Source organism: Pantoea sp. UBA6567 (assembly GCF_002434165.1).
Taxonomy (GTDB): Bacteria; Pseudomonadota; Gammaproteobacteria; order Enterobacterales; family Enterobacteriaceae; genus Pantoea; species Pantoea eucrina.
Window position 1 is genome coordinate 131,337 of the sequence record NZ_DJJN01000008.1, and the last position, 19,772, is coordinate 151,108.

Annotated in this window: 21 protein-coding genes; 8 read left to right on the forward strand and 13 right to left on the reverse strand. The window is 59.2% G+C overall.

Annotated features, from left to right (window positions below; all coding sequences use genetic code 11):
- Positions 1 to 156 precede the first annotated feature (156 nt).
- Together B4M48_RS15335 and B4M48_RS15340 are read left to right on the forward strand one after the other, a co-directional pair.
- The gene (locus B4M48_RS15335; RefSeq protein WP_288657140.1) at positions 157 to 3,249 is read left to right on the forward strand and encodes a beta-galactosidase; all 3,093 of its coding nucleotides are present in this window, start codon (positions 157 to 159) and stop codon (positions 3,247 to 3,249) included.
- Positions 3,250 to 3,401: 152 nt separating this feature from the next.
- The gene (locus B4M48_RS15340) at positions 3,402 to 3,653 is read left to right on the forward strand and encodes a biofilm development regulator YmgB/AriR family protein (protein ID WP_039382934.1); all 252 of its coding nucleotides are present in this window, start codon (positions 3,402 to 3,404) and stop codon (positions 3,651 to 3,653) included.
- A gap of 8 nt (positions 3,654 to 3,661) precedes the next feature.
- Here the strand turns inward: B4M48_RS15340 and B4M48_RS15345 are convergent, their stop codons facing one another.
- The gene (locus B4M48_RS15345; protein ID WP_288657142.1) at positions 3,662 to 3,976 is read right to left on the reverse strand and encodes a hypothetical protein; all 315 of its coding nucleotides are present in this window, start codon (positions 3,974 to 3,976) and stop codon (positions 3,662 to 3,664) included.
- Positions 3,977 to 4,145: 169 nt separating this feature from the next.
- Positions 4,146 to 4,445: an I78 family peptidase inhibitor gene (locus B4M48_RS15350; protein WP_039382933.1), complete on the reverse strand. Its 300-nt coding sequence runs from the start codon at positions 4,443 to 4,445 to the stop codon at positions 4,146 to 4,148.
- 432 nt (positions 4,446 to 4,877) lie between these two features.
- On the opposite strand from B4M48_RS15350, the gene B4M48_RS15355 reads away from it, so the two are divergent.
- Both B4M48_RS15355 and B4M48_RS15360 read left to right on the forward strand, forming a co-directional pair.
- On the forward strand, positions 4,878 to 5,525 hold the full coding sequence (locus B4M48_RS15355; RefSeq protein ID WP_039382931.1) for a CPBP family intramembrane glutamic endopeptidase: 648 nt from the start codon (positions 4,878 to 4,880) through the stop codon (positions 5,523 to 5,525).
- A gap of 91 nt (positions 5,526 to 5,616) precedes the next feature.
- Positions 5,617 to 6,639, forward strand: coding sequence for a LacI family DNA-binding transcriptional regulator (locus B4M48_RS15360; protein WP_039382930.1), 1,023 nt, complete (start codon positions 5,617 to 5,619; stop codon positions 6,637 to 6,639).
- On the opposite strand, the gene B4M48_RS15365 is transcribed toward B4M48_RS15360, so the two are convergent.
- The 5 genes from B4M48_RS15365 to B4M48_RS15385 all read right to left on the reverse strand — a co-directional run bounded on the left by B4M48_RS15365 (position 6,633) and on the right by B4M48_RS15385 (position 10,541).
- The gene (locus B4M48_RS15365) at positions 6,633 to 8,072 is read right to left on the reverse strand and encodes a glycoside hydrolase family 1 protein (protein ID WP_071668606.1); all 1,440 of its coding nucleotides are present in this window, start codon (positions 8,070 to 8,072) and stop codon (positions 6,633 to 6,635) included. The genes B4M48_RS15360 and B4M48_RS15365 overlap by 7 nt on opposite strands.
- Before the next feature lie 9 nt (positions 8,073 to 8,081).
- Complete coding sequence (locus B4M48_RS15370) at positions 8,082 to 8,399, reverse strand: PTS lactose/cellobiose transporter subunit IIA (RefSeq protein WP_039382928.1); 318 nt, start codon at positions 8,397 to 8,399, stop codon at positions 8,082 to 8,084.
- On the reverse strand, positions 8,399 to 9,715 hold the full coding sequence (locus B4M48_RS15375; protein ID WP_288657145.1) for a PTS sugar transporter subunit IIC: 1,317 nt from the start codon (positions 9,713 to 9,715) through the stop codon (positions 8,399 to 8,401). The genes B4M48_RS15370 and B4M48_RS15375 overlap by 1 nt, the downstream gene beginning before the upstream one ends.
- 88 nt (positions 9,716 to 9,803) lie before the next feature.
- Positions 9,804 to 10,112 carry a PTS sugar transporter subunit IIB gene (locus B4M48_RS15380; RefSeq protein ID WP_071668604.1) on the reverse strand — a complete coding sequence of 103 codons (309 nt, stop codon included), beginning with the start codon at positions 10,110 to 10,112 and terminating at the stop codon, positions 9,804 to 9,806.
- 246 nt (positions 10,113 to 10,358) lie between these two features.
- Positions 10,359 to 10,541 (reverse strand): hypothetical protein, encoded by a 183-nt coding sequence (locus B4M48_RS15385; RefSeq protein WP_039382925.1) that lies wholly within the window; start codon positions 10,539 to 10,541, stop codon positions 10,359 to 10,361.
- A gap of 213 nt (positions 10,542 to 10,754) precedes the next feature.
- Here B4M48_RS15385 and B4M48_RS15390 point away from each other — a divergent pair, with 213 nt between their 5' ends.
- Both B4M48_RS15390 and B4M48_RS15395 read left to right on the forward strand, forming a co-directional pair.
- The gene (locus tag B4M48_RS15390) at positions 10,755 to 10,925 is read left to right on the forward strand and encodes a hypothetical protein (protein ID WP_166713742.1); all 171 of its coding nucleotides are present in this window, start codon (positions 10,755 to 10,757) and stop codon (positions 10,923 to 10,925) included.
- A 111-nt stretch (positions 10,926 to 11,036) separates the two neighbouring features.
- Positions 11,037 to 11,276, forward strand: a complete 240-nt coding sequence (locus B4M48_RS15395) for a hypothetical protein (RefSeq protein WP_039382924.1) — start codon at positions 11,037 to 11,039, stop codon at positions 11,274 to 11,276.
- Positions 11,277 to 11,340: 64 nt separating this feature from the next.
- On the opposite strand, the gene B4M48_RS15400 is transcribed toward B4M48_RS15395, so the two are convergent.
- From B4M48_RS15400 to B4M48_RS15420, 5 genes are all read right to left on the reverse strand, one after another.
- Positions 11,341 to 11,769 carry an OsmC family protein gene (locus B4M48_RS15400; protein ID WP_071668603.1) on the reverse strand — a complete coding sequence of 143 codons (429 nt, stop codon included), beginning with the start codon at positions 11,767 to 11,769 and terminating at the stop codon, positions 11,341 to 11,343.
- A gap of 60 nt (positions 11,770 to 11,829) precedes the next feature.
- The gene (gene lldD, locus B4M48_RS15405; protein WP_071668602.1) at positions 11,830 to 13,020 is read right to left on the reverse strand and encodes an FMN-dependent L-lactate dehydrogenase LldD; all 1,191 of its coding nucleotides are present in this window, start codon (positions 13,018 to 13,020) and stop codon (positions 11,830 to 11,832) included.
- Positions 13,020 to 13,784: a transcriptional regulator LldR gene (gene lldR, locus B4M48_RS15410; protein ID WP_223810701.1), complete on the reverse strand. Its 765-nt coding sequence runs from the start codon at positions 13,782 to 13,784 to the stop codon at positions 13,020 to 13,022. The genes lldD and lldR overlap by 1 nt, the downstream gene beginning before the upstream one ends.
- Entirely contained in the window at positions 13,781 to 15,430 is a 1,650-nt protein-coding gene (gene lldP, locus B4M48_RS15415; protein WP_039382920.1) for an L-lactate permease, read from the reverse strand. Before lldP ends, lldR begins: the two co-directional genes overlap by 4 nt.
- A 217-nt stretch (positions 15,431 to 15,647) precedes the next feature.
- Positions 15,648 to 16,814, reverse strand: a complete 1,167-nt coding sequence (locus B4M48_RS15420) for a cyanate transporter (RefSeq protein ID WP_039382919.1) — start codon at positions 16,812 to 16,814, stop codon at positions 15,648 to 15,650.
- 87 nt (positions 16,815 to 16,901) lie between these two features.
- Between B4M48_RS15420 and B4M48_RS15425 the strand changes: the two genes are divergently transcribed.
- Complete coding sequence (locus B4M48_RS15425; RefSeq protein WP_071668600.1) at positions 16,902 to 17,762, forward strand: LysR family transcriptional regulator; 861 nt, start codon at positions 16,902 to 16,904, stop codon at positions 17,760 to 17,762.
- Positions 17,763 to 17,851: 89 nt separating this feature from the next.
- Entirely contained in the window at positions 17,852 to 19,222 is a 1,371-nt protein-coding gene (locus B4M48_RS15430) for an amidohydrolase (protein ID WP_071668599.1), read from the forward strand.
- Positions 19,223 to 19,592: 370 nt separating this feature from the next.
- Here the strand turns inward: B4M48_RS15430 and B4M48_RS15435 are convergent.
- Positions 19,593 to 19,772: hypothetical protein (locus B4M48_RS15435; RefSeq protein ID WP_288657151.1), on the reverse strand; the 180-nt coding region annotated here is incomplete at its 5' end.

Genomic DNA, 19,772 nt, shown 5'->3' on the forward strand with positions numbered 1-19,772 from the left:
AAAGCGTAACAATTCAACATCTAATGGCGAAACGTTTTGCTGCTGCAGGCAGCCTGCTGCAGATCCTGCTTTTTTGTCACGGTTTCAGCAAAGACCGCTTTACAGCTGATGCTATTTCCATCAATGTGAGCGCATTACAATTTCAGAGATATCATCATGACTTCTGCGCTCTCCTTAGCGGCTATTCTGGCGCGTCGCGACTGGGAAAATCCGGTTATCACCAGCCTGCACCGTCTCGATACCCATCCGCCCTTTGCCAGCTGGCGCGATGAACAGGCCGCCCGCGAGGATCGCCCGTCGCCTTCCCTGCAGTCGCTGAACGGTGAGTGGCAGTTCAGCTATTTTACCCAGCCTGAAGCGGTGCCGGAGAGCTGGCTGCAGCAGGATCTGCCGGATGCTACGGCGCTTCCGGTACCGGCTAACTGGCAGCTGTACGGTTATGATGCGCCAGTTTATACCAATGTGCAGTACCCTATTCCGGTTAATCCGCCGTTTGTGCCGCAGGCCAACCCTACCGGATGCTATTCGCTCACATTTACCGTTGATGATCGGTGGCTACAGCGGGGCCAGACGCGCATTATTTTTGACGGTGTTAATTCGGCCTGCTTTGTGTGGTGTAACGGACACTGGCTTGGCTACTCTCAGGACAGCCGTTTGCCGGCGGAGTTTGACCTTAGCGCCGCGCTGCAGGCAGGCGAAAATCGCCTGGCCGTGATGGTGCTGCGCTGGTGTGACGGCAGCTATCTGGAAGATCAGGATATGTGGCGCATGAGCGGCATTTTCCGCGATGTGACGCTGCTGCATAAACCGGACGTCCGCTTCGCGGATATCCAGCTTGAAACCGTGCTCAGCCCGGAGTATTCGCAGGGTGACTTGCGCGTCAGCGTCAAGCTTGATGCCAGCCAGACCGCGCTGGCAGGCTGCCATATTCGCGTCTCTTTGTGGCTGGGCGATACCTGCATCGGCACGCAGGAGCAGGCGCCCGGCAGCGCCATTATTGATGAGCGCGGACGCTATCCGGAGCGGGCCACGCTGCGGCTGCCGGTGAGTCAGCCACGGCTCTGGAGCGCGGAGACGCCCCACCTTTACCGCGCGGTGGTCACACTGCTGGATGCGCAGCAGCAGGTACTGGAAGCGGAAGCGTATGATGTCGGGTTCCGGCGCGTCAGCATTGAGCAGGGCCAGCTCTGCCTGAATGGCCAGCCGCTGCTGATCCGCGGCGTTAACCGCCATGAACACCATCCGGAACGCGGTCAGGTAGTGGATGAGGCCAGCATGCGCCGCGATATCGTGCTGATGAAGCGGCATAACTTCAATGCGGTGCGCTGCGCCCACTATCCTAACCATCCGCTCTGGTATCGCCTGTGCGATCGCTACGGTCTCTATGTGGTGGATGAGGCAAATATTGAAACGCACGGTATGCAGCCGATGAACCGGCTCTCTGACGATCCGCGCTGGTTTGCCGCCTTCAGCGAGCGGGTTACGCGTATGGTACAGCGCGACCGCAACCACGCTTGCATTATTATCTGGTCGCTGGGCAATGAATCCGGACATGGCAGCACGCATGACGCCCTCTACCGCTGGGTTAAAAGCAGCGACACAACGCGTCCGGTGCAGTATGAGGGAGGCGGCGCAGACAGCAATGCAACCGATATTATCTGCCCGATGTATGCGCGGGTCGATCAGGATCAGCCCTTCCCGGCCGTGCCCAAGTGGTCGCTGAAAAAGTGGATTGGCCTGCCGGGTGAACAGCGCCCGCTGATTCTGTGTGAATATGCGCACGCAATGGGGAACAGCTTTGGCGGCTTTGCCAGATACTGGCAGGCGTTCCGTGAGTTTCCGCGTCTGCAGGGCGGCTTTGTCTGGGACTGGGCCGATCAGAGCCTGACGCGCTACGACAGCAGCGGTAATGCCTGGCAGGCGTACGGCGGCGATTTTGGCGACACCCCCAACGATCGTCAGTTCTGCATGAATGGCCTGGTCTATGCTGATCGATCGCCGCACCCCGCCCTGTTTGAGGCGCAGCGCGCGCAGCAGTTTTTCCGCTTTGACCACGACGCCACGCAGCCGGGCCGCATCACCGTTACCAGTGAATATCTGTTCCGGCACAGCGATAACGAGCAGCTGCGCTGGTGCATTGAGCAGGACGGCGTGCCGGTTGCGACCGGCACGGTGCCGCTCGATATTGCGCCGCAGGGCAGTCAGCAGATTGAGATTGCGCTGCCGTCAGGCCTGCAGGATGCCGCGTGGCTGAATGTTGCGGTGCATCAGCCGGACGCTACCGCCTGGTCCGACGCTGACGCCCGCGTGGCGTGGGATCAGTGGCAGCTGCCTGCCGCGCTGCCGCTGCGCCTGCCGGCGATTGGCGACAGTGCGCCGCAGCTGCTTATGCAGCCGGAGGAGATTGAAGTGGCGATCGCGCAGCAGCGCTGGCGCTTCTCGCGCCTCAGCGGTGAGCTGACCGCGTGGCTGGTGGGTGAGCAGCAGACCCTGCTGACGCCGCTGCAGCCCTGCTTTGTCCGCGCGCCGATTGACAACGATATCGGCACCAGTGAAGCAGCCAGCGTGGATCCCAACGCCTGGGTCGAGCGCTGGCGGCGCGCCGGCTACGAAGAGCTTGAACCGGTGCTGCTGGCGATGCAGGCCGACAGCCTGGCGCACGGGGTACAGATTGAAAGCTGGCATCAGTGGCGCGTGCAGGAGCAGGTCTGCTTTACCACGCACCAGCGCTACTTTATCAGCGCCCGCGGTGAGGTTACGCTTTCCCTGACGGTGGAGCAGGCCGCCGGATTACCGCCGCCGGCGCGTATCGGCTGGCGCTGCCAGCTGGCGCGCTCGCCGGAGCAGGTCAGCTGGCTGGGTCTGGGTCCTCACGAAAACTATCCGGATCGCCAGCTGGCAGCGCAGTTCTCCCGCTGGCAGCTGCCGCTTGCCGATCTCACCACCGACTATGTTTTCCCCGGTGAAAACGGCTTGCGCTGCGGTACCCGGCAGCTCGACAGCGGCAGCTGGCAAATCAGCGGTGATTTCGCCTTTTCACTCAGTCGCTACAGTCTTGAGCAGCTGCGCGATACGTCACATCGTCATCTGCTGCAACCGGAAACAGGCTGCTGGCTGCATCTTGATGGTTTTCATATGGGAGTTGGCGGCGATGACTCCTGGAGCCCGAGCGTCAGCCCGGAATTCCTGCTGACGCAGCAGCGCTGGCAGATGACGCTGACGCTGCATCAGGACGATCGGCAAATGTGAAAAAATATGACGAAACGTTGCTGACAAGCTTACGGCGCGCAACTATGTTTAAAAAATAACCAGACGCGCGGCCACATTTGCGGGCATGCCGTTCAGGTTCTGTTGCTGCCGCCTGCTGGCGGCACGCCGTGTTGTCTCTGCGGAGGTCAGCCATGAGAACCTATCCTGACAGCGCCAGTCGGGCGATTACCGACTACTTCAACACGCCTGCCTGGCACGTGCCGCATGAGAGCGATCTGCTGGCGGCTATTATGCGGGAACTGATGGCCGAGGGGCAGCCTGCGACCAGTAAAGCGGTTATTGCGCGGGTCATTGAAAAGCTGGAGTTTGAGGGCGATGAGCAGCGTCTGCAGAGCTACCGGACGCTGCTGGCACAATTACTGGGCAGCGAGCCGGGAGCCTGAGGGATGATTTATTTTGCGACCTGCAGCTGATCGGCTTCGCTGACGACGGCTTTACCGCTCTGACGATGGTAGAGGCAGAGTTCACGTCCGGTGCGGTTTTTCATGTGCTTTTGCGGATAGCGTCCCTGCAGCAGCAGCGCGTCATAACCGGTGCGGTCGTCAAACTGCACCGGCTTACCCACAATTTTCGCCTGCGCCAGCGTACTGGCCAGCAGGCACGCCTGACGGCTCTGCTGCTCATTTTCCTGCCAGGCAGCTTCGCCGGATGCATGCGCCAGCGGGGCCAGCAGCGTTAACAGCAGAAAGCCTGAAAATCTTTTCATCATTACCTCTTGTTGCAGTAGCGCGTTCGCCGGTTAAAAAAATTCCCGCCGCAGCGGGAAGAAACAAGACGAACAGTGCATGTCTGAGATGACGAGGCGATCTCTGTTTGTCAGAGTATCCTCGCCGCCGGGCATGACAACCCGATGACAGTCGCGTGTCAGTCTGATGTCAGCCGCAGTAGACGCGGGTGATATTGCCCTCTTTATCGCCCATGAAATTGAGCCGGTGCAGATTAAAGTCCATGGTGACGGCACCGTTCCAGGGGATCGCGCGTACCGGACCCGCAAATTTCTGGCTGCCGATTGCAGTCAGCGGCTGGCCGACAAAATGCTGATACTGCGATGCGCGGCACTGATCGGTTTCCGGATCCACGCTGGCCTCAGCCTGGGTACTGGTTTTGCCGGCAGACTGACAGGCGCTCAAGGCCATGGCAGCGGTTAGCAACAGGACTTTTCCACAATGCGTCACAACTCTCTCCTTCGAACAGATAACAATGTCGCCTCTGAGAGTAGCAAAGCGCGGCGCCTAAACGAACGCTAACGGCTGAAAAAATGCCCGTTTACACGCCGGAAACGGCTATTTTCTGCGACCAGTTTAGGATTAATCGCACTAAATGACTCACTTTTGCCCAGAAAAAAACTATCATTTCTAAGAATCATCTGAGGAGGCTTACTATGGAACTCATGATTTTTATCGGCTGCGCTATTCTGATGACGTTCGTGGCTGTTCGCGTTCGTTAACGCGCTGGCCGGTGACCGCCAGGCACGCCCGTCGGGTATCTGCCCGCCGTGCCTGGTTTTTATTGTAAAGCTCAGGTGGTACTGAAATCTGAGATCGCGCACCTCGACAGCACTCAGCGCCATTGCTACTATGCCATTCCCCCTGCCCGCTGAGTCGCCTATGGATACTCAATCCGACAAAGTCACCTTAACCCTGTTTTATGCGGGCTGCTTTGTTGTCTATTACCTCGTAACGATGCTGATCACGCTCTTTCCCAACTATAGTGCGTTGCGGAATGATGGCCTGCTGGTGCCGGTACTCTGCCTGTTTGAGTTCGCCGTGATCTATCCGCTCTACCGCTTTTATTGTCAGCGGCGCAGCGATATTCCGCTGGGTGCCCTGCGGCCTCTGCAGACGCTGCTGTTTATTGGTGCCCTGTTTCTGCTGATGGTGGCTCAGACGCAGTTTTTACAGCCGGAGGGCTGGCTGATTGAGCAGAGCCAGCAGGGGCGCAACTCAATGCTGATTTTGCTGCTGACGGCAGTACTGCTGGCGCCGGTATTTGAAGAAGTGCTGTTTCGCGGCTTCCTGCTGCAGGCGTTTCTGCTCTGGGCGCCCCGCAGCCGCTTCGCCTGCATGCTGCTGACGTCGCTGCTGTTTGCGGCGCTGCATACGCAATATGTGCACTGGGAAACGCTGGTAGCGCTGACGCTCTTTTCGCTGCTGCTCTGCTATGCGCGCCTGCGCAGTAATAACCTCGCCCTGCCCATTTTCCTGCATACGCTGAATAATCTGATTGCGATCCTGCCCGCCTGGTTCTTTGCCTGATCGGCTTCACTGTTTACCTGGGCACTCCTCTGCCGCCGCGCATTTTCAGTTACTATCACACTTACACGTGAAGGGATGATGGGACGGAAAAATGATTACAATGCTGGATGTGGCCCGGAAGGCTGGCGTCTCTAAAGCCACCGTATCGCGCGTACTGGCGGGTACGCGCTACGTCAGTAAAGCGACACAGCAGAAAGTATTTCAGGCGATCGAAGAGACCGGCTATCGTCCTAACCTGCTGGCACGCAGTCTGGCAACGCAGAAGTCACAGAATATTGGTCTGATTGTCACCCATTCCCTGTTCAATGGCCCCTATTTCAGCGAGCTGCTTTATCAGACCGCCACCCTGACCAATAACTACGGGCGCCAGCTGATTCTGGCGGACGGTAAAACCAGCGCCGACGATGAACGGGCGGCCATTGAATTTCTGCTCGATCTGCGCTGTGACGCGATCATTATCTATCCGCGCTTTCTGGATACGGCCGCGCTGGAAGCGCTGATTGAGCAGCACGCCATTCCGATTATGGTGGTAAACCGGCAGCTGACGCAGCATGCAGAACACTGCGTCTGGGCCACACATCAGCAGAATACCTTTGATGCCGTACGGTATCTGATCCAGCGCGGGCATCAGGATATCGCCTTTATTACTGGCCTGCCGGGCTCGCCCACCGCTGCCGCACGGCTGGCGGGCTATCAGCAGGCGCTGGCTGCCCATCAGCTACCCTTTGAGCCTGGCCGGGTCATCCAGGGCGCATGGACCTCGCTCAGCGGTCAGCTGGCCACACAGCAGCTGCTGGCGTCGCAGATCGCGTTCAGCGCGCTGATGGCGAGTAATGACGATATGGCGATGGGCGCGGCACTGGCGCTGCACGAGGCTGGAAAACGGCTGCCGCAGGATGTCTCTCTGGTGGGTTTCGATGACATTAATATGGCCGCCTTTTTTCTGCCGCCGCTGACCACGGTACATGTGCCGGTTGCTGAAATGATCCAGCACACGCTGGCGCAGCTGGTCGCCATGCTGGAAGGCAAGCCGGTTAGCGTGTTACCGCCCTTTAGCGGGCGGCTGATTGAACGCGCGTCGGTTGCTGACGGACCCGCGCGGCGCGATCAGTAGCTGACCGCGTCGTCGAGCGTAGCGCCGTTGCTGGCAATAAGCTGCTGATACCAGAAAAAGCTCTTTTTACGATAGCGCGCCAGATCTTTCAGGTCATGTTCATCGCGGTTTACATAGATAAAGCCGTAGCGTTTACCGATCCCCTGATGGGTACTGACCAGATCGATCGCTGACCACGGGCAGTAGCCAAACAGCACCACGCCATCCGCAATCGCCAGCCGCAGCTGCCGCAGATGATCGCGCAGATAGGCGATACGATAATCGTCGTGTACTTTGTTGCCCGCCTCCAGCGTATCAAAGGCGCCCAGGCCATTTTCTGTGACAATCAGCGGCAGCGCATAGCGCGCGTAGATCTCACGGGCGGTGATGCGAAAGCCGACCGGATCGATATACCAGCCAAACTGATTCTGCGACAGATGCGGATTATTGCAGCCGACATACACCGTGCTGTCGATGCCCGCCATCTGCTGATCCGCTTTCTGCTTACTGTTGAGTTCACCGCGTGCCGCATCCGGCAGGTCAGCGCTGACGGTAGCGGAGGCGTAGTAGTTAAACGCGATAAAATCGGGTTTGCCCGCTGCAATGATCGCCATATCATCCGCCGCAATCTCCGGCAGCCAGCCACGCTGCTGTAAAAAGGCCCACACCACCGCGTTGTAACGTCCGTGTACCGCAAGATCGAGATAGAGCCAGTTACGAATGGCTGAAAAATTATCGGCGGCCAGCACATCTTCCGGCCTTGAGCTGGCGGCGTAAACGCAGGAGATATTCGGTGCCGGGCCGATTTTTGCACCCGGCAGACGCTGATGACAGGCGATCATCGCCTGCGCCTGCGCCAGCATCATATGGTGATTCTGCTGATAGAGGCTGCGCTGCACATCTTCTGTGACCTCTGCCAGCGTGCCGATGACCTCGCCCTTGAGGATCATCATGTTCTGCTCATTGATGGTCAGCCAGTATTTTACCTGCTTGCCATAGTGTTCAAAGCAGGTGACGGCAAAGCGCTCAAACGCTGCGACAGTGCGCCGGTTTGACCAGCCGCCCGCCTGCTGCAGCGCCCACGGCAGATCAAAATGGTAGAGCGTGACCAGCGGTTCAATGCCGTGCCGGCAGATTTCATCAATCAGCTGCTGGTAAAACGCCACGCCAGCCGGATTAAGCTCGCCGTCGCCGTCGGGATAAAGGCGGCTCCAGGCAATCGAAAACCGGTAGGTTTTCAATCCCATTTCGGCCAGCAGCGCAATATCCTCTTTAAAGCGGTGATAGTGATCGCTGCAGACGGTAAAGTCAGTGACGTTATCGCTGAAGCGCGCGTGGTCGATGACTGACGGTCCTTTGCCATCCGTATTCCATGCGCCCTCAACCTGATACGCCGACGTTGATGCGCCCCAGAGAAATCCATCCGGAAACGCACCGGGATTATGATGCTGCATAGCTGCTCCTTACTGTTGCGCCGCCAGTTCACGACGCAGCTGAATGATCTCTTCCGCCAGTTCGCGACAGAGCATGGCGTTCATCAGATGATCCTGGGCATGTACCATAATTAAATTGACCGGAATTTTGCCGCAGCCCTCATCAGCACCAATCAGTTCGGTCTGGATACGATGCGCCGCTTTTGCCGCCTGCGTGGCGGCCGTGAGCTGTGCGTCCGCTTCACTCCACGCCTGATTACGCGCCGCACGCAGCGCCTGCATGGCGCAGGAGCGCGCCTCTCCCGCCTGAATGATCAGCTCCATTACCGTGGTTTCATCAATTTCCATCATGACTCCTTAGCCAGTTGTGCCGCTGCGGCCTGCTCCTGCTCCTGTTGCAGCAGCTGGCGCTCAAACATCTTGAAAAACGGGTAGTAAATAAGCGTGGCAATCGCCACCAGCACGGCGATCAGCACGATCACGCGCCAGTCCCAGCCGGTTGACCAGGCGGCACCAATCGGGGCGGGCGTGGTCCACGGCGCCAGTGAGACAACGTGATTAATCAGGTTAGTTTTGGTGGCGGTCCAGGCGATCACGGCGTTAACCAGCGGCGCAAGCAGAAACGGAATAAACAGGATGGGATTCATCACCACCGGTGAGCCAAATATTACCGGCTCGTTGATGTTAAACATGCTGGGCACAATGCTCAGTTTGCCAATTGAGCGCAGGTGCGCTGAACGGCTGCGCAGATAAAGCAGCACCAGCCCCATAGTGGAACCCGATCCGCCTATCACAATGAAAAACTGCCAGAAAGGTTCAATAAACACGTGCATGACCGGCTCACCGGCGTTCAGCGCCTGCTGATTCAGCCCGAGATTGGTCAGCCAGAACGCCTGCAGAATGCCCCCGACGATCACCGCACCATGAATGCCGGCAAACCACAGCATATGGCACAAAAGCACCGCAATCAGTACCGCGGGCAGTGAATCAGATGCGGAGATGACCGGCGCGAAGATGGCCATAATCGCCTGTGGCAGCAGCATGCCAAACTGCGCCTGCACCCACAGGCTGAGCGGAAATAGCGTGAGAAAAATGGCGACAATCGGGATCAGCAGATCAAACGACTGGCGGATTTTTGGCGGAACCTGCTCGGGCAGCTTAAAGCCGATATGGTGTTTCTGCAGGAAATGCATCATTTCTGTGGCAAACAGCGCCACCAGAATCGCCGTGAAGATCCCTTCACCACCCAGCGAGCCTACCGGCAGCATCTTATCGCTCTGGGGAGCTGCCACCACCAGAAAAGCCATCAGCGACAGGCTCGCCGCCATAAAACCGTTCATTTTGTAGCTGGTGGCAAGGTTATAGGCGATAGCGCTGGCGATGTAGAGCGCCATAATACCCATCGTCATGTTGTAGGGCATCATGATCTGCGCTTCATGCGCCTGCACCATACCCAGCCACCACTGTGCGAAGGCCCATGAACTGTCGGCAGAGAATGGCGGATGGGCAAACAGCAGCATAAACGAGCCGACAATCAGAAACGGCATAGAAGCGATGAAACCATCGCGAATTGCGATGACGTGACGCTGGCTGGAGAGGCGTCCGGCGAATGGGCTGATGCGGTTTTCAATGACGCCAAATAAAGATTCACTGATGCTGCTCATGGGCAAGCTCCTTGCAACAGGCAACAAGAGAATTAACCTGCGCAGCAGCTGCGCAGGCGGAAGAATTATTTGAGTGCGGGCGTTATTTTCAGGGGTGAATCAGTTTTAATGAATCTGCTAATATTTTTTCGCCGTTCATCATGCCGTAATCCATGCTATTTATGACGGCGATAGGCTTATTAAGCTGCTGGGCTATCGGGGCGAAATCAGCCAGTTTATATTTGATTTGCGGACCAAGCAGGCAGCAGTCAACATCCTGAATTTGTTCGTTAAACTCCTCTATGCCCACTGCTTTTATCTCAACATCAACACCCTGCTCCTTTGCCGCTTTTTCCATTTTCTGCACCACCATGCTGGTGGACATTCCGGCGGCACAGCACAGTAAAATCTTTGGCATGATCGTTTCCTTTGAATGATGTTTAATTAACGAATACACAGCCAGAAGATTTTCTGCAACCGGTTTCAGATCTGGATACAGAAAGTGTGAGAAATATCAAAACTCAATCCGGATAAATTAACTGGCAGAAAAATAGTGCAGGAGAGTGATTATACAGGGGCAGGGGCATAATTGCATGAAACAGCCGTCTGGCCGTCGCCGCAGCATCGGTTAGCTGCAGTAGAACGTGCCGGACGGCTGAGGCTGTCAGGAGATAGCAGAATCTTTATGTTTATCCGCTTCAAAGTGACTCTTGAACTGCTCATAAATGGAGATCATATTTGACGCATCGCCATGCAGAGGGCTTAATTTTCCGGCACGGACCAGCTCGATAACCAGCTGCAGTGCAGCCTGTTTTGGACTGCTGGCAGGATGGGCAATATCAGACATGCTTTTCTCACTCGTTTAATAGGGGTCAGCTGCACAGTTTAGCCTGGATTGTGCCGGGTTTGGATGCGCAGCGCGCTGCTGGCAGACCGTTCGGATAAAAAAGCCGCTCGGGGTGTTCATTGACCTGTGAGGCAATTGTCTATACTGGATCAAAAAAGGGAACACACAGCCACACATTCCGTACCAGCGCGAAGGTGTTAAAGGAGCCCGGTTATGCTGATTGGTTTTGTTTTATTAGTGAGTGCCTGCGGGCACGATGCCTGTGACGCGTTGCCGGTATCAGAGCGTATTTATCCGACAAAAACGGCCTGTGAAACCATGGCCAATCGCATCTACAAAGTCCGTCCTAACGTGGTCTTGCTGTGCGGCGAGGTTCATCGCTGAATTGAGGCCAGGATTTACTGCTTTGCTCACATTTTAGCCAGTCGCCATTGCAAGCGCTGGCAATAAGGTTCAAAATATAAGCTGTTTTACACTATCATCGTTGTGAATCCCATGAAGAAATCGCGCCCCCGCCGTCCTGCCGGACGCTGGGTTTATTACATTTTGTATGACGGTATCCTCTGGCCCTGCCCGGTGCGCTGGGAGTGGGAAAATGGCTTCGATGGCTGGCTTCCCTTCTACTATTCACCCACGTTTGAGTTTGTGGCGGGCGATCCGCGCAAGGCGTATCGTATTGCGCGCAGCAGCCTGCGTAATGTACGCGAAGCGCTGCATGATGCAGAGTATGCCTGAGTGCAGAAACAACGATGCGCCCGCAGGCGCATCGTTAAAACATTGACTGTTGCGCGTGACGCAATCAGTTATTCAGCGTGTAATCCAGCGTGATTTCCGCATTCAGCAGCTGCGATACCGGGCAGCCCGCTTTCGCTTTCTGAATAATCTCGTCAAAGGCATCTTTATCCACGCCCGGCAGCGACACCGTGCTGGTCAGTGCCACTTTAGTGATGGCAAAGCCTTCGCCTTTTTTGTCCAGCGAGACATCGGCGGTGGTGTCGATGCTCTCCGGCTTATGGCCGGCATTGCCCAGCATCAGCGACAGCGCCATGGAGAAACAGGCAGCGTGTGCGGCACCAATCAGCTCTTCCGGGTTGGTCCCTTTCCCGCCTTCAAAGCGCGTATTAAAACCATACGGCTGCTGATTCAGTACGCCACTCTCTGTGCTGACGGTACCTTTACCTTTGATGTCACCTTCCCAATGGGCCGATCCTTTCTTGTGAATGGTCATGTCATTCCTCCTGTTAGTGGACAGCACTGAGTATAGACAACCCGCTCTGTTTTGCCTGGCTCAGCGCACCGCGCGCGGACGCGCGGGCTGTAAACCCGCCTCGCTCAGCAGAGCGTTAGCCTGCACCAGCGAATCCTGGGTGATATCCGCGATCGATTTTGCGCCGGTCAGCGTCATCGCAACCCGCATCTCTTTTTCAATCAGCGTCAGCAGATTTTCCACGCCGCGCTGCCCGTGCGTCGCCAGCGCATAGATAAAGGCGCGTCCCAGCAGCACGCTATCGGCACCGAGCGCCAGCATGCGCACCACATCCAGACCGCTGCGAATGCCGCTGTCTGCCAGAATGGTGATATCGCCTTTAACCGCATCGGCGATGGCCGGCAGCGCACGCGCTGACGAGAGCACGCCATCGAGCTGCCGTCCGCCGTGGTTGGAGACCACGATGCCGTCAGCGCCAAAGCGCACCGCATCGCGCGCATCCTCCGCATCCAGAATGCCTTTAATCACCATCGGCCCCTCCCAGAAATCGCGGATCCACTCCAGATCCTGCCAGGAGATAGAGGGATCGAAGTTGTTAGCCAGCCAGCCAATGTAATCCTCCAGGCCGGTGGGCTTGCCGAGATAAGCTGAAATGTTGCCCAGATCGTGAGGCCGGCCGTGCAGCCCGACGTCCCACGCCCACTGCGGGTGGGTGGCTGCCTGCCAGTAGCGGCGCAGCGCGGCGTGCGGCCCGCTCATGCCGGAGTGCGCATCGCGATAGCGCGCCCCCGGCGTGGGCATATCGACCGTAAACACCAGCGTGGTGCAGCCGGCTGCTTTGGCGCGCTCCAGCGCGTTACGCATAAATCCGCGATCGCGCAGCACATAGAGCTGAAACCACATCGGCCGGTTGATGGCTGGCGCCACCTCTTCGATAGGACAGAGCGAGACGGTAGAGAGCGTAAAGGGGATCCCCTTCTGTGCCGCCGCCCGCGCCGCCTGTACCTCTCCCCGGCGCGCATACATGCCGCACAGCCCCACCGGCGCCAGCGCCACCGGCATCGCCAGCGTCTCATTAAACAGCCGGGTTTCCAGACTCAGCGCGGACATATTTTTCAGCACCCGCTGACGCAGCGCGACGTCTGAAAGGTCAGCCACGTTGCGCCGCAGCGTATGCTCAGCATAGGCACCCCCATCCAGATAGTGAAACAGGAACGGAGGCAAAATGCGCTGCGCTGCGGCGCGATAGTCACTGGCAGCAGAGATAATCATCAGGTGTTCTCCTTACGGGTCGCTGCCGTTTCGCCCGGCAGGCGGGTGATGCGCGCCTGACGCGCTTCATCTTCATGCAGCGTTTTCATCGTGGTATGGACAAAGCCGAGGTGATCCATCGCCGCCTGACGCGCGGCAGCGGCGTCTCCTGCCATCACCGCATCAAACATTGCCTGATGCTGCTCATTGAGGCGGTTAAAAATCACCGGCTGGGTATACATGCGCTGACGGCTGTGCAGTACCGATGACTGCAGCAAATCGAAAAAGCCGCGCATGGTCTGCAGTAAGACCAGATTGTGTGAAGCCTCTGCAATCGCGAGATGAAAACGCAGATCGGCCTGCGCGGCGAGATCGGGATCGCCGCAGTCGTTCAGCCGCAGCAGCGCATCAAAGGCGTAGCGCAGTTTTTCTTTATCCGCTTCCGTTGCGCGCAGCGCGGCGTGCCAGGCGGTACTGGCCTCAATGGCGTGGCGCGCCTCCAGAATATCCCAGCGGTAGTCGGGATCGGCCGCCAGCAGCTGACGCATCGGCTCGACGATACGCTGTTCTGACCAGGGCTCCGGCGGCTGGCACAGCCAGGTGCCGCCGCCGCGTTTGCTGATCAGCACGCCGCTGTTAATCAGCTGCTGAATCGCCTCGCGCAGGGAGGAGCGCGAGACGCCCAGCAGCGCCGCCAGCTGGCGCTCGCCCGGCAGCCGCATGCCGGGCGTCAGCTGCTGCGCGCTGATCCAGGCGCTGAGACGTTCGCGCAGCGGCGCGCTCACGGGATCATCCACGTCAGCACGTAGGCCTGCAGCGTGGTGATCACCCCGACCATGCAGGTAAAAATCAGGCTGTGTTTCACGGTAAAGCGGAACAGATCGGACTCTTTCCCCACCAGCCCGACCGCCGCGCAGGCGATCGCAATCGACTGCGGCGATATCATCTTACCGGTCACGCCGCCGGTGGTATTAGCGGCTACCAGCAGGATATCAGAGACGCCAATCTGCTGCGCCGTGGTCGCCTGCAGCGCGGCAAACAGCGCGTTGGAGGAGGTGTCCGATCCGGTCAGAAACACGCCCAGCCAGCCGAGAAACGGTGAGAAAAAGGTAAACGCCTGCCCGGTGTGCGCCAGCGCCAGCGCCAGCGTAGCAGAGAGCCCGGAGTAGTTAGAGATAAAGGCAAACGCCAGCACCATGCCGATAGAGTAGATCGGCAGCGCCAGCTCTTTCAGCGTCTCTGCGAACGTCTGCAGCGCCGCGCGCGGTTTCATCCGCAGCCAGAGGATCGACAGCAGTGCCGCAACCAGAATCGCCGTGCCGGTGGCTGAAACCACATCGAATTTAAACAGTGCAGCGTACGGCGTGGCCTGACTCACCACCGGCGGCATCCGCGCCACCAGCTCATGCAGCAGCGGTACCGGCACGGTAAAGACCCAGTCATAGAGTGCGCCGCCTTTGGCAAACAGCGCCTTGAACGGCGGAATACTCCACAGCGTCACCGTCGCGGTAAGGAACAGAAACGGCATCCATGCGCGCACAATCTGCGCCAGCGTATAGCGCTGCGCTCCGGGCATGGCGTCAGCTGCATCGCGCTCTTCAAAACGGAAAATGCGTACCGGCTGCCAGCGACGTAAAAACAGCGTCAGACAGATCAATGAGGCGAGCGAGGAGATAATATCGGGCAGCTCCGGCCCGAGGAAGTTGGAGCTCAGGAACTGAGCAATGGCAAACGATCCTCCCGCCACGATCACCGCCGGCCAGGTCTCTTTCACCCCGCGCCAGCCATCCATGATCGCCATAATCCAGAACAGCACAATCAGCGTCAGAAACGGCAGCTGTCGCCCGGCCATCTGACCAATCTGAAAGCTGTCCAGCCCGGTGACCTGCCCGGCCACAATAATCGGAATCCCCATCGCGCCGAACGCTACCGGCGCCGTATTGACAATTAAACAGAGGCCCGCCGCATAGAGCGGTTTGAAGCCCAGCCCGACCAGCAGCGCAGCGGTAATGGCCACCGGCGCACCAAACCCTGCCGCCCCTTCCAGGAAGGCGCCAAAGGCAAAACCGACGATCAGCATCTGCAGGCGCTGATCCGGCGTGATCGACAGGATCGACGCGCGAATAATGTCGAACTGCCCGGTTTTAACCGAGATCTTATACACAAACACGGCGGCAATGATGATCCAGGCGATCGGCCACAGGCCATAGAAAAAACCATACACCGCCGACGCCAGCGCCTGCCCCACTGGCATGCCATACAGCAGCAGCGCCACCAGCAGCGCCAGCACAACGGTCGCCGTGCCCGCCTGGTAGCCTTTGAGCTTGAGTTTAATCAGCGCAAAAAAGAAAAAAACAATCGGTATCACTGCGACCAGGCTGGAAAGCCACAGATTATTAAGCGGATCATAATTTTGCTGCCATACCTGCATGCCATTATCTCCGGAGGAGTGAAACCGGCACGGTGCAGCAAAACATGCACCGTGCAACAGTGCCCGTGATGCGCTGAAAGTGGTCGGACCGCATTCAGGAAACCGGGCTTATGGCGTCAGATAGTTAATGCGTTGTTAACTGAAAGCAACGCATTGCGGGAGAATTTTGCAGCAGTGTGACCAGGCAAAAAGGTTTTAACGCTTTTGGTAGGACCAATCAGCGCGACACGTGAGTAAATGCGCCGGTATAGCTGTGCGGATGAAAGCGCAGGTTCAGCGCAATCAGGCCCAGCGTAATCATACCCTGCATCAGCCAGACGCTGGAGAAGCTGCCGCTGAACGCCTGCAGCTGGCCGGCAACAAACGGCATGCAGCCGGCAATGATAAACCCGGCGCCCTGCATAAATGCCACCAGGCGTGCGCCCGCCTGCGGGTGTGGCAGGTGATCAAGTGCCAGCACCATCGTCAGCGGAAACGCGGCACCCAGGCCAAACCCGGCCACTGCGGCCCAGCACCAGGGGGCGAACTGCGGCGCAACCAGCAGGCCAGCCATACCGGTCAGCTGACAGAGCAGGCTGAAAATCAGCGGCGGACGCCGGTCGGTGTGGCGGGCCAGCAGCGGCATCAGCAGCGCACCGATAACCTGACACAAAATCATTACGCCAAGCAGTGAACCGCCCGCCTGTTCACTCCAGCCGGCCTGCTGATACGCGTCCGGGAGCCACGCCACGCAGGTGGCGTAGCCGCCGTTTACCAGGCCAAAGCTCAGCGCCAGCGACCAGGCGCGCGGCGTGCGCCACAGCGGGGGCAGCGCCGGTGCCGGCTGCGTCGCCGTCGCCGGCAGCCTTATCCCCAGCCAGAGCAGCAGGGCCAGCAGCGCCGGTAAAGCCCAGCTGCTTAACGCCAGCGTCCAGCCCATTCTGGCGCTGATCCAGGGCGTCAGCGTCGCCGCCACCCCGCCGCCGCCCATCAGCGCCCCCGCCCACAGCCCGGTTACGGCAGCGCTGCGCTGTGCAAAACGCTGGCGGATCACACCCGGCATCGCCATCTGCACCACGCCAGCACCGAGGCCCGCAACCAGCGCGCTGGCGACCAGTCCGCTGCCGCTGCCGGTAGCTGCACGCGCCAGCAGCGCCAGCAGCAGCAGCAGTAATCCCGCCTGCAGCAGGCGCTGCAGCGCAATACGCTGTAAAAGCGATGCGCTCAGCAGCGCCACCGCGCCCATCATGATCATCGGCACCGCCGGCAGCAGCGACGCCGCCAGCGGTGACAGGCCGATCGCCTGGCGCAGCTGACCGAGCAGCGGGCTGACCGACGTCAGCAGCGGACGCATATTCAGTCCGGCCAGGATCAGGGCGGCCAGCGTCAGCGAATTTCTGTTCATAAACACTCTCAGTGTTAAAAGGTTGCCAGCATCGCAGCAGCGTTTACTATTGTGAAATAAAATAATGCCATAGCGAACAGTGGAAAAATGAATCGTCAGCCTATGTTCACGCCTCAGCAGCTGCTGAGCTTTGTTGCCGTCTGCGAAACCGCCAGCTTTACCCGAGCCGCCGGGCGGGTTCATCTTTCTCAGTCCACCGTCAGCCAGCAGGTGCGCCGGCTGGAGGAGATGCTCGGCAAAGCGCTGCTGGTACGCACGTCACATCAGGTTACGCTGACCGAAGAGGGTGAAAAGATGCTGGCCTACGCGCGCCGCATCATTACGCTTAACGGTGAAGCGTGGGATGTCATGGGCGATACCTGGCGAGACGGCGTTCTGCGGCTTGGCGTACCGGAAGATTTTGCAGCGCCGACCGCCGGGCTGCTGGCGGATTTCAGCCGGGCACACCCGCAGCTGCGTCTTGATGTTATGAGCGGCATGTATGTTGATCTGCACCGTGCATGGCTGCGTGAAGAGCTGGATATCATGCTCATCAAGCAGCCCGGCGGCGAGCGTCCCCTCGCCTCGCGCCCTGAGCCGCTGCTCTGGCTCGATAGCCAGGCTCATCCCTGCTTTACCCGCTCGCCGGTCCCGCTGGTGGTATTCCCGCAGCAGGGACTCTACCGGGAGGAGATGTGCCAGGCGCTGGACCAGCTGGCGCGCAGCTGGCGCATCAGCTACAGCAGTGCCAGCCTGGCGGCGCTCGCCAGCGCCAGCGAAGCCGGACTGGGCCTGACGCTGCTGCCCGCCAGCTGCCGTCTCCCCGGCCATCGCGTGCTGGGCCTCGCCGAGGGTCTGCCGCCGGTCACACATTTTGAGCTGGCGCTGTTCTGCCGTCTGCCGCAGGATGCGCTGCAGCAGACGCTGGCGCAGGCGCTGGCTGAGTTCTGCCATCTGCAGTGGCAGTGATTTTTCCACTGCCGGGCAGTGACAAATATCGCAGCGGCGGCGCGGCAGATTTGTCAGATTAGAGTTTTCCCTGCGATCCGGAGCCTTTTATGTCCGTTACCTCTGCCAGCCGTCGTTCTTTTCTCAGCCAGGGCGTTCGCCTGACCGCCGCCGGAAGCCTGCTGGCTGCCGGTATGAGTCGCGCCGCGCCGTTACCCGCTCTTCCAGCCTGTCAGACTGCCCTACCCCCGCCTGACGCTGCTCACTATCAGCTCTGCAACGTGCGTCTTGAAGAGGCGTTTGAACGCGAAGGCGGCGAGGTGATCGCCACCCGCACCGCGTGCTACAACCTCACGATTAAAGAGGGGCTGTTTGTCGCGATTGAGCCAGCCAGCACGCCACGCAACGCTGCGCTGCCGCAGTGGGATGCACAGGGCGCGCTGCTGCTGCCCCGCACCCGTGATATGCATATCCACCTTGATAAGACGTTTTACGGCGGCCCGTGGCAGGCTCCGCGCCCGCGTCAGGGCAAAACCATTATGGATATGATCGCCCGGGAAGAGGTGCTGATCCCGCAGCTGCTCCCCACTTCACAGGCGCGTGCCGAAGCGCTGATTGCCCTGCTGCAGAGCAAAGGCACCACCGAAGCGCGCAGCCACTGCAACATCGATCCGGTCAGCGGCCTGCAGAGCCTGGCGCACCTGCAGCAGGCGCTGGCACAGCATCCCGATTTCCGCTGCGGAATTGTTGCCTTTCCGCAACACGGCCTGCTGCACTCAAAGGTTGATCGGCTGATGCGCGAGGCGATGCAGCCGGGCGTCACGCATGTGGGCGGCCTCGATCCGACCAGCGTTGATGGCGCAATGGAAGCGTCGCTTGATGCGATGTTTCAGATAGCGCTCGACTATCAGCGCGGCGTGGATATCCATCTGCACGAAATCAGCGCGGCGGGCGTAGCGGCTATTCAGTACATGATTGATACCGTTGCCCGTCATCCGCAGCTTAAAGGGCGCGTAACGCTGAGCCACGGCTTTGCACTGGCCACGCTGGAGGGAGGTGCGCTGGATCGGATGATTGCCGGCATGGCGGAGCAGCAGATTAGCCTGGCGTCCACCATTCCGATCGGCAGACTGACCATGCCGCTGCCGCAGCTGCAGGCGGCAGGCGTCAACGTGATGACCGGCACTGACAGCGTGATCGATCACTGGTCCCCTTTTGGCACCGGCAGCATGCTGGAAAAAGCCAATCTCTATGCTCAGCTTTACCGCGGCTCTGATGAGTATGGGCTAAGCCGCGCGCTGCATATCGCAACCGGAGGTATTCTGCCGCTCTCTAATCAGGGCGTGCGGCAGTGGCCTGCGCTGCAGGATGAAGCCAGCATGATGCTGGTGTCAGCCAGCTGCTCCGCTGAAGCCGTGGCGCGGATTGCGCCGGTGCAGGCCACCTTTCAGCGGGGCAAAGTGGTGTTTTTTGCCGGTTAAGCGCCGGTTCTGTTCGCTACGGGGCCCCGGGGCCGGTTCCGTTCGCCGTCAGCGGCGGCAGCAGCCTCCGCCCCGACGCGGCGACCGGGCAGAGGACGCCTGGCCGCGCCCTCTGCACTCCCCGGCCCTGCGCCAGCCCCGTCCGCCGCTGCGCGGTTCCCTCGCTCACGCCCGCTTCCCCGGGACCGGCCGCCATTCGCTCCTGCTCACCGCGCCCTTTCGCCGACGTCCTGTCGGCTCATCCCGGAACCGTGCCCTCTCTCGGCGGACCCGGATGGCGCTTCCCGCCGCTGCTGGTTTTTTTCTCTTTCCTGGGGTTTTTTATGGCGGTTAGTTCTGTTGGTTTGCGCTTTTTTCTTTCTTACGTTTTTTATGGCTGAAGGTTTTGTGAAGAAACTTCAGCGCACACCAAACCAAATTTAAAAAAAGAAACGAAGAATTTGCAGGCGGGGAGGAGGGGCGCTATCCGCAGCGCCGGGCGCAGAGTGACGGCCAGGACGAGCCGGCAGGACGCCGGCGAGAGCGCGGGTTGAGCAGGAGCGAATCCGCG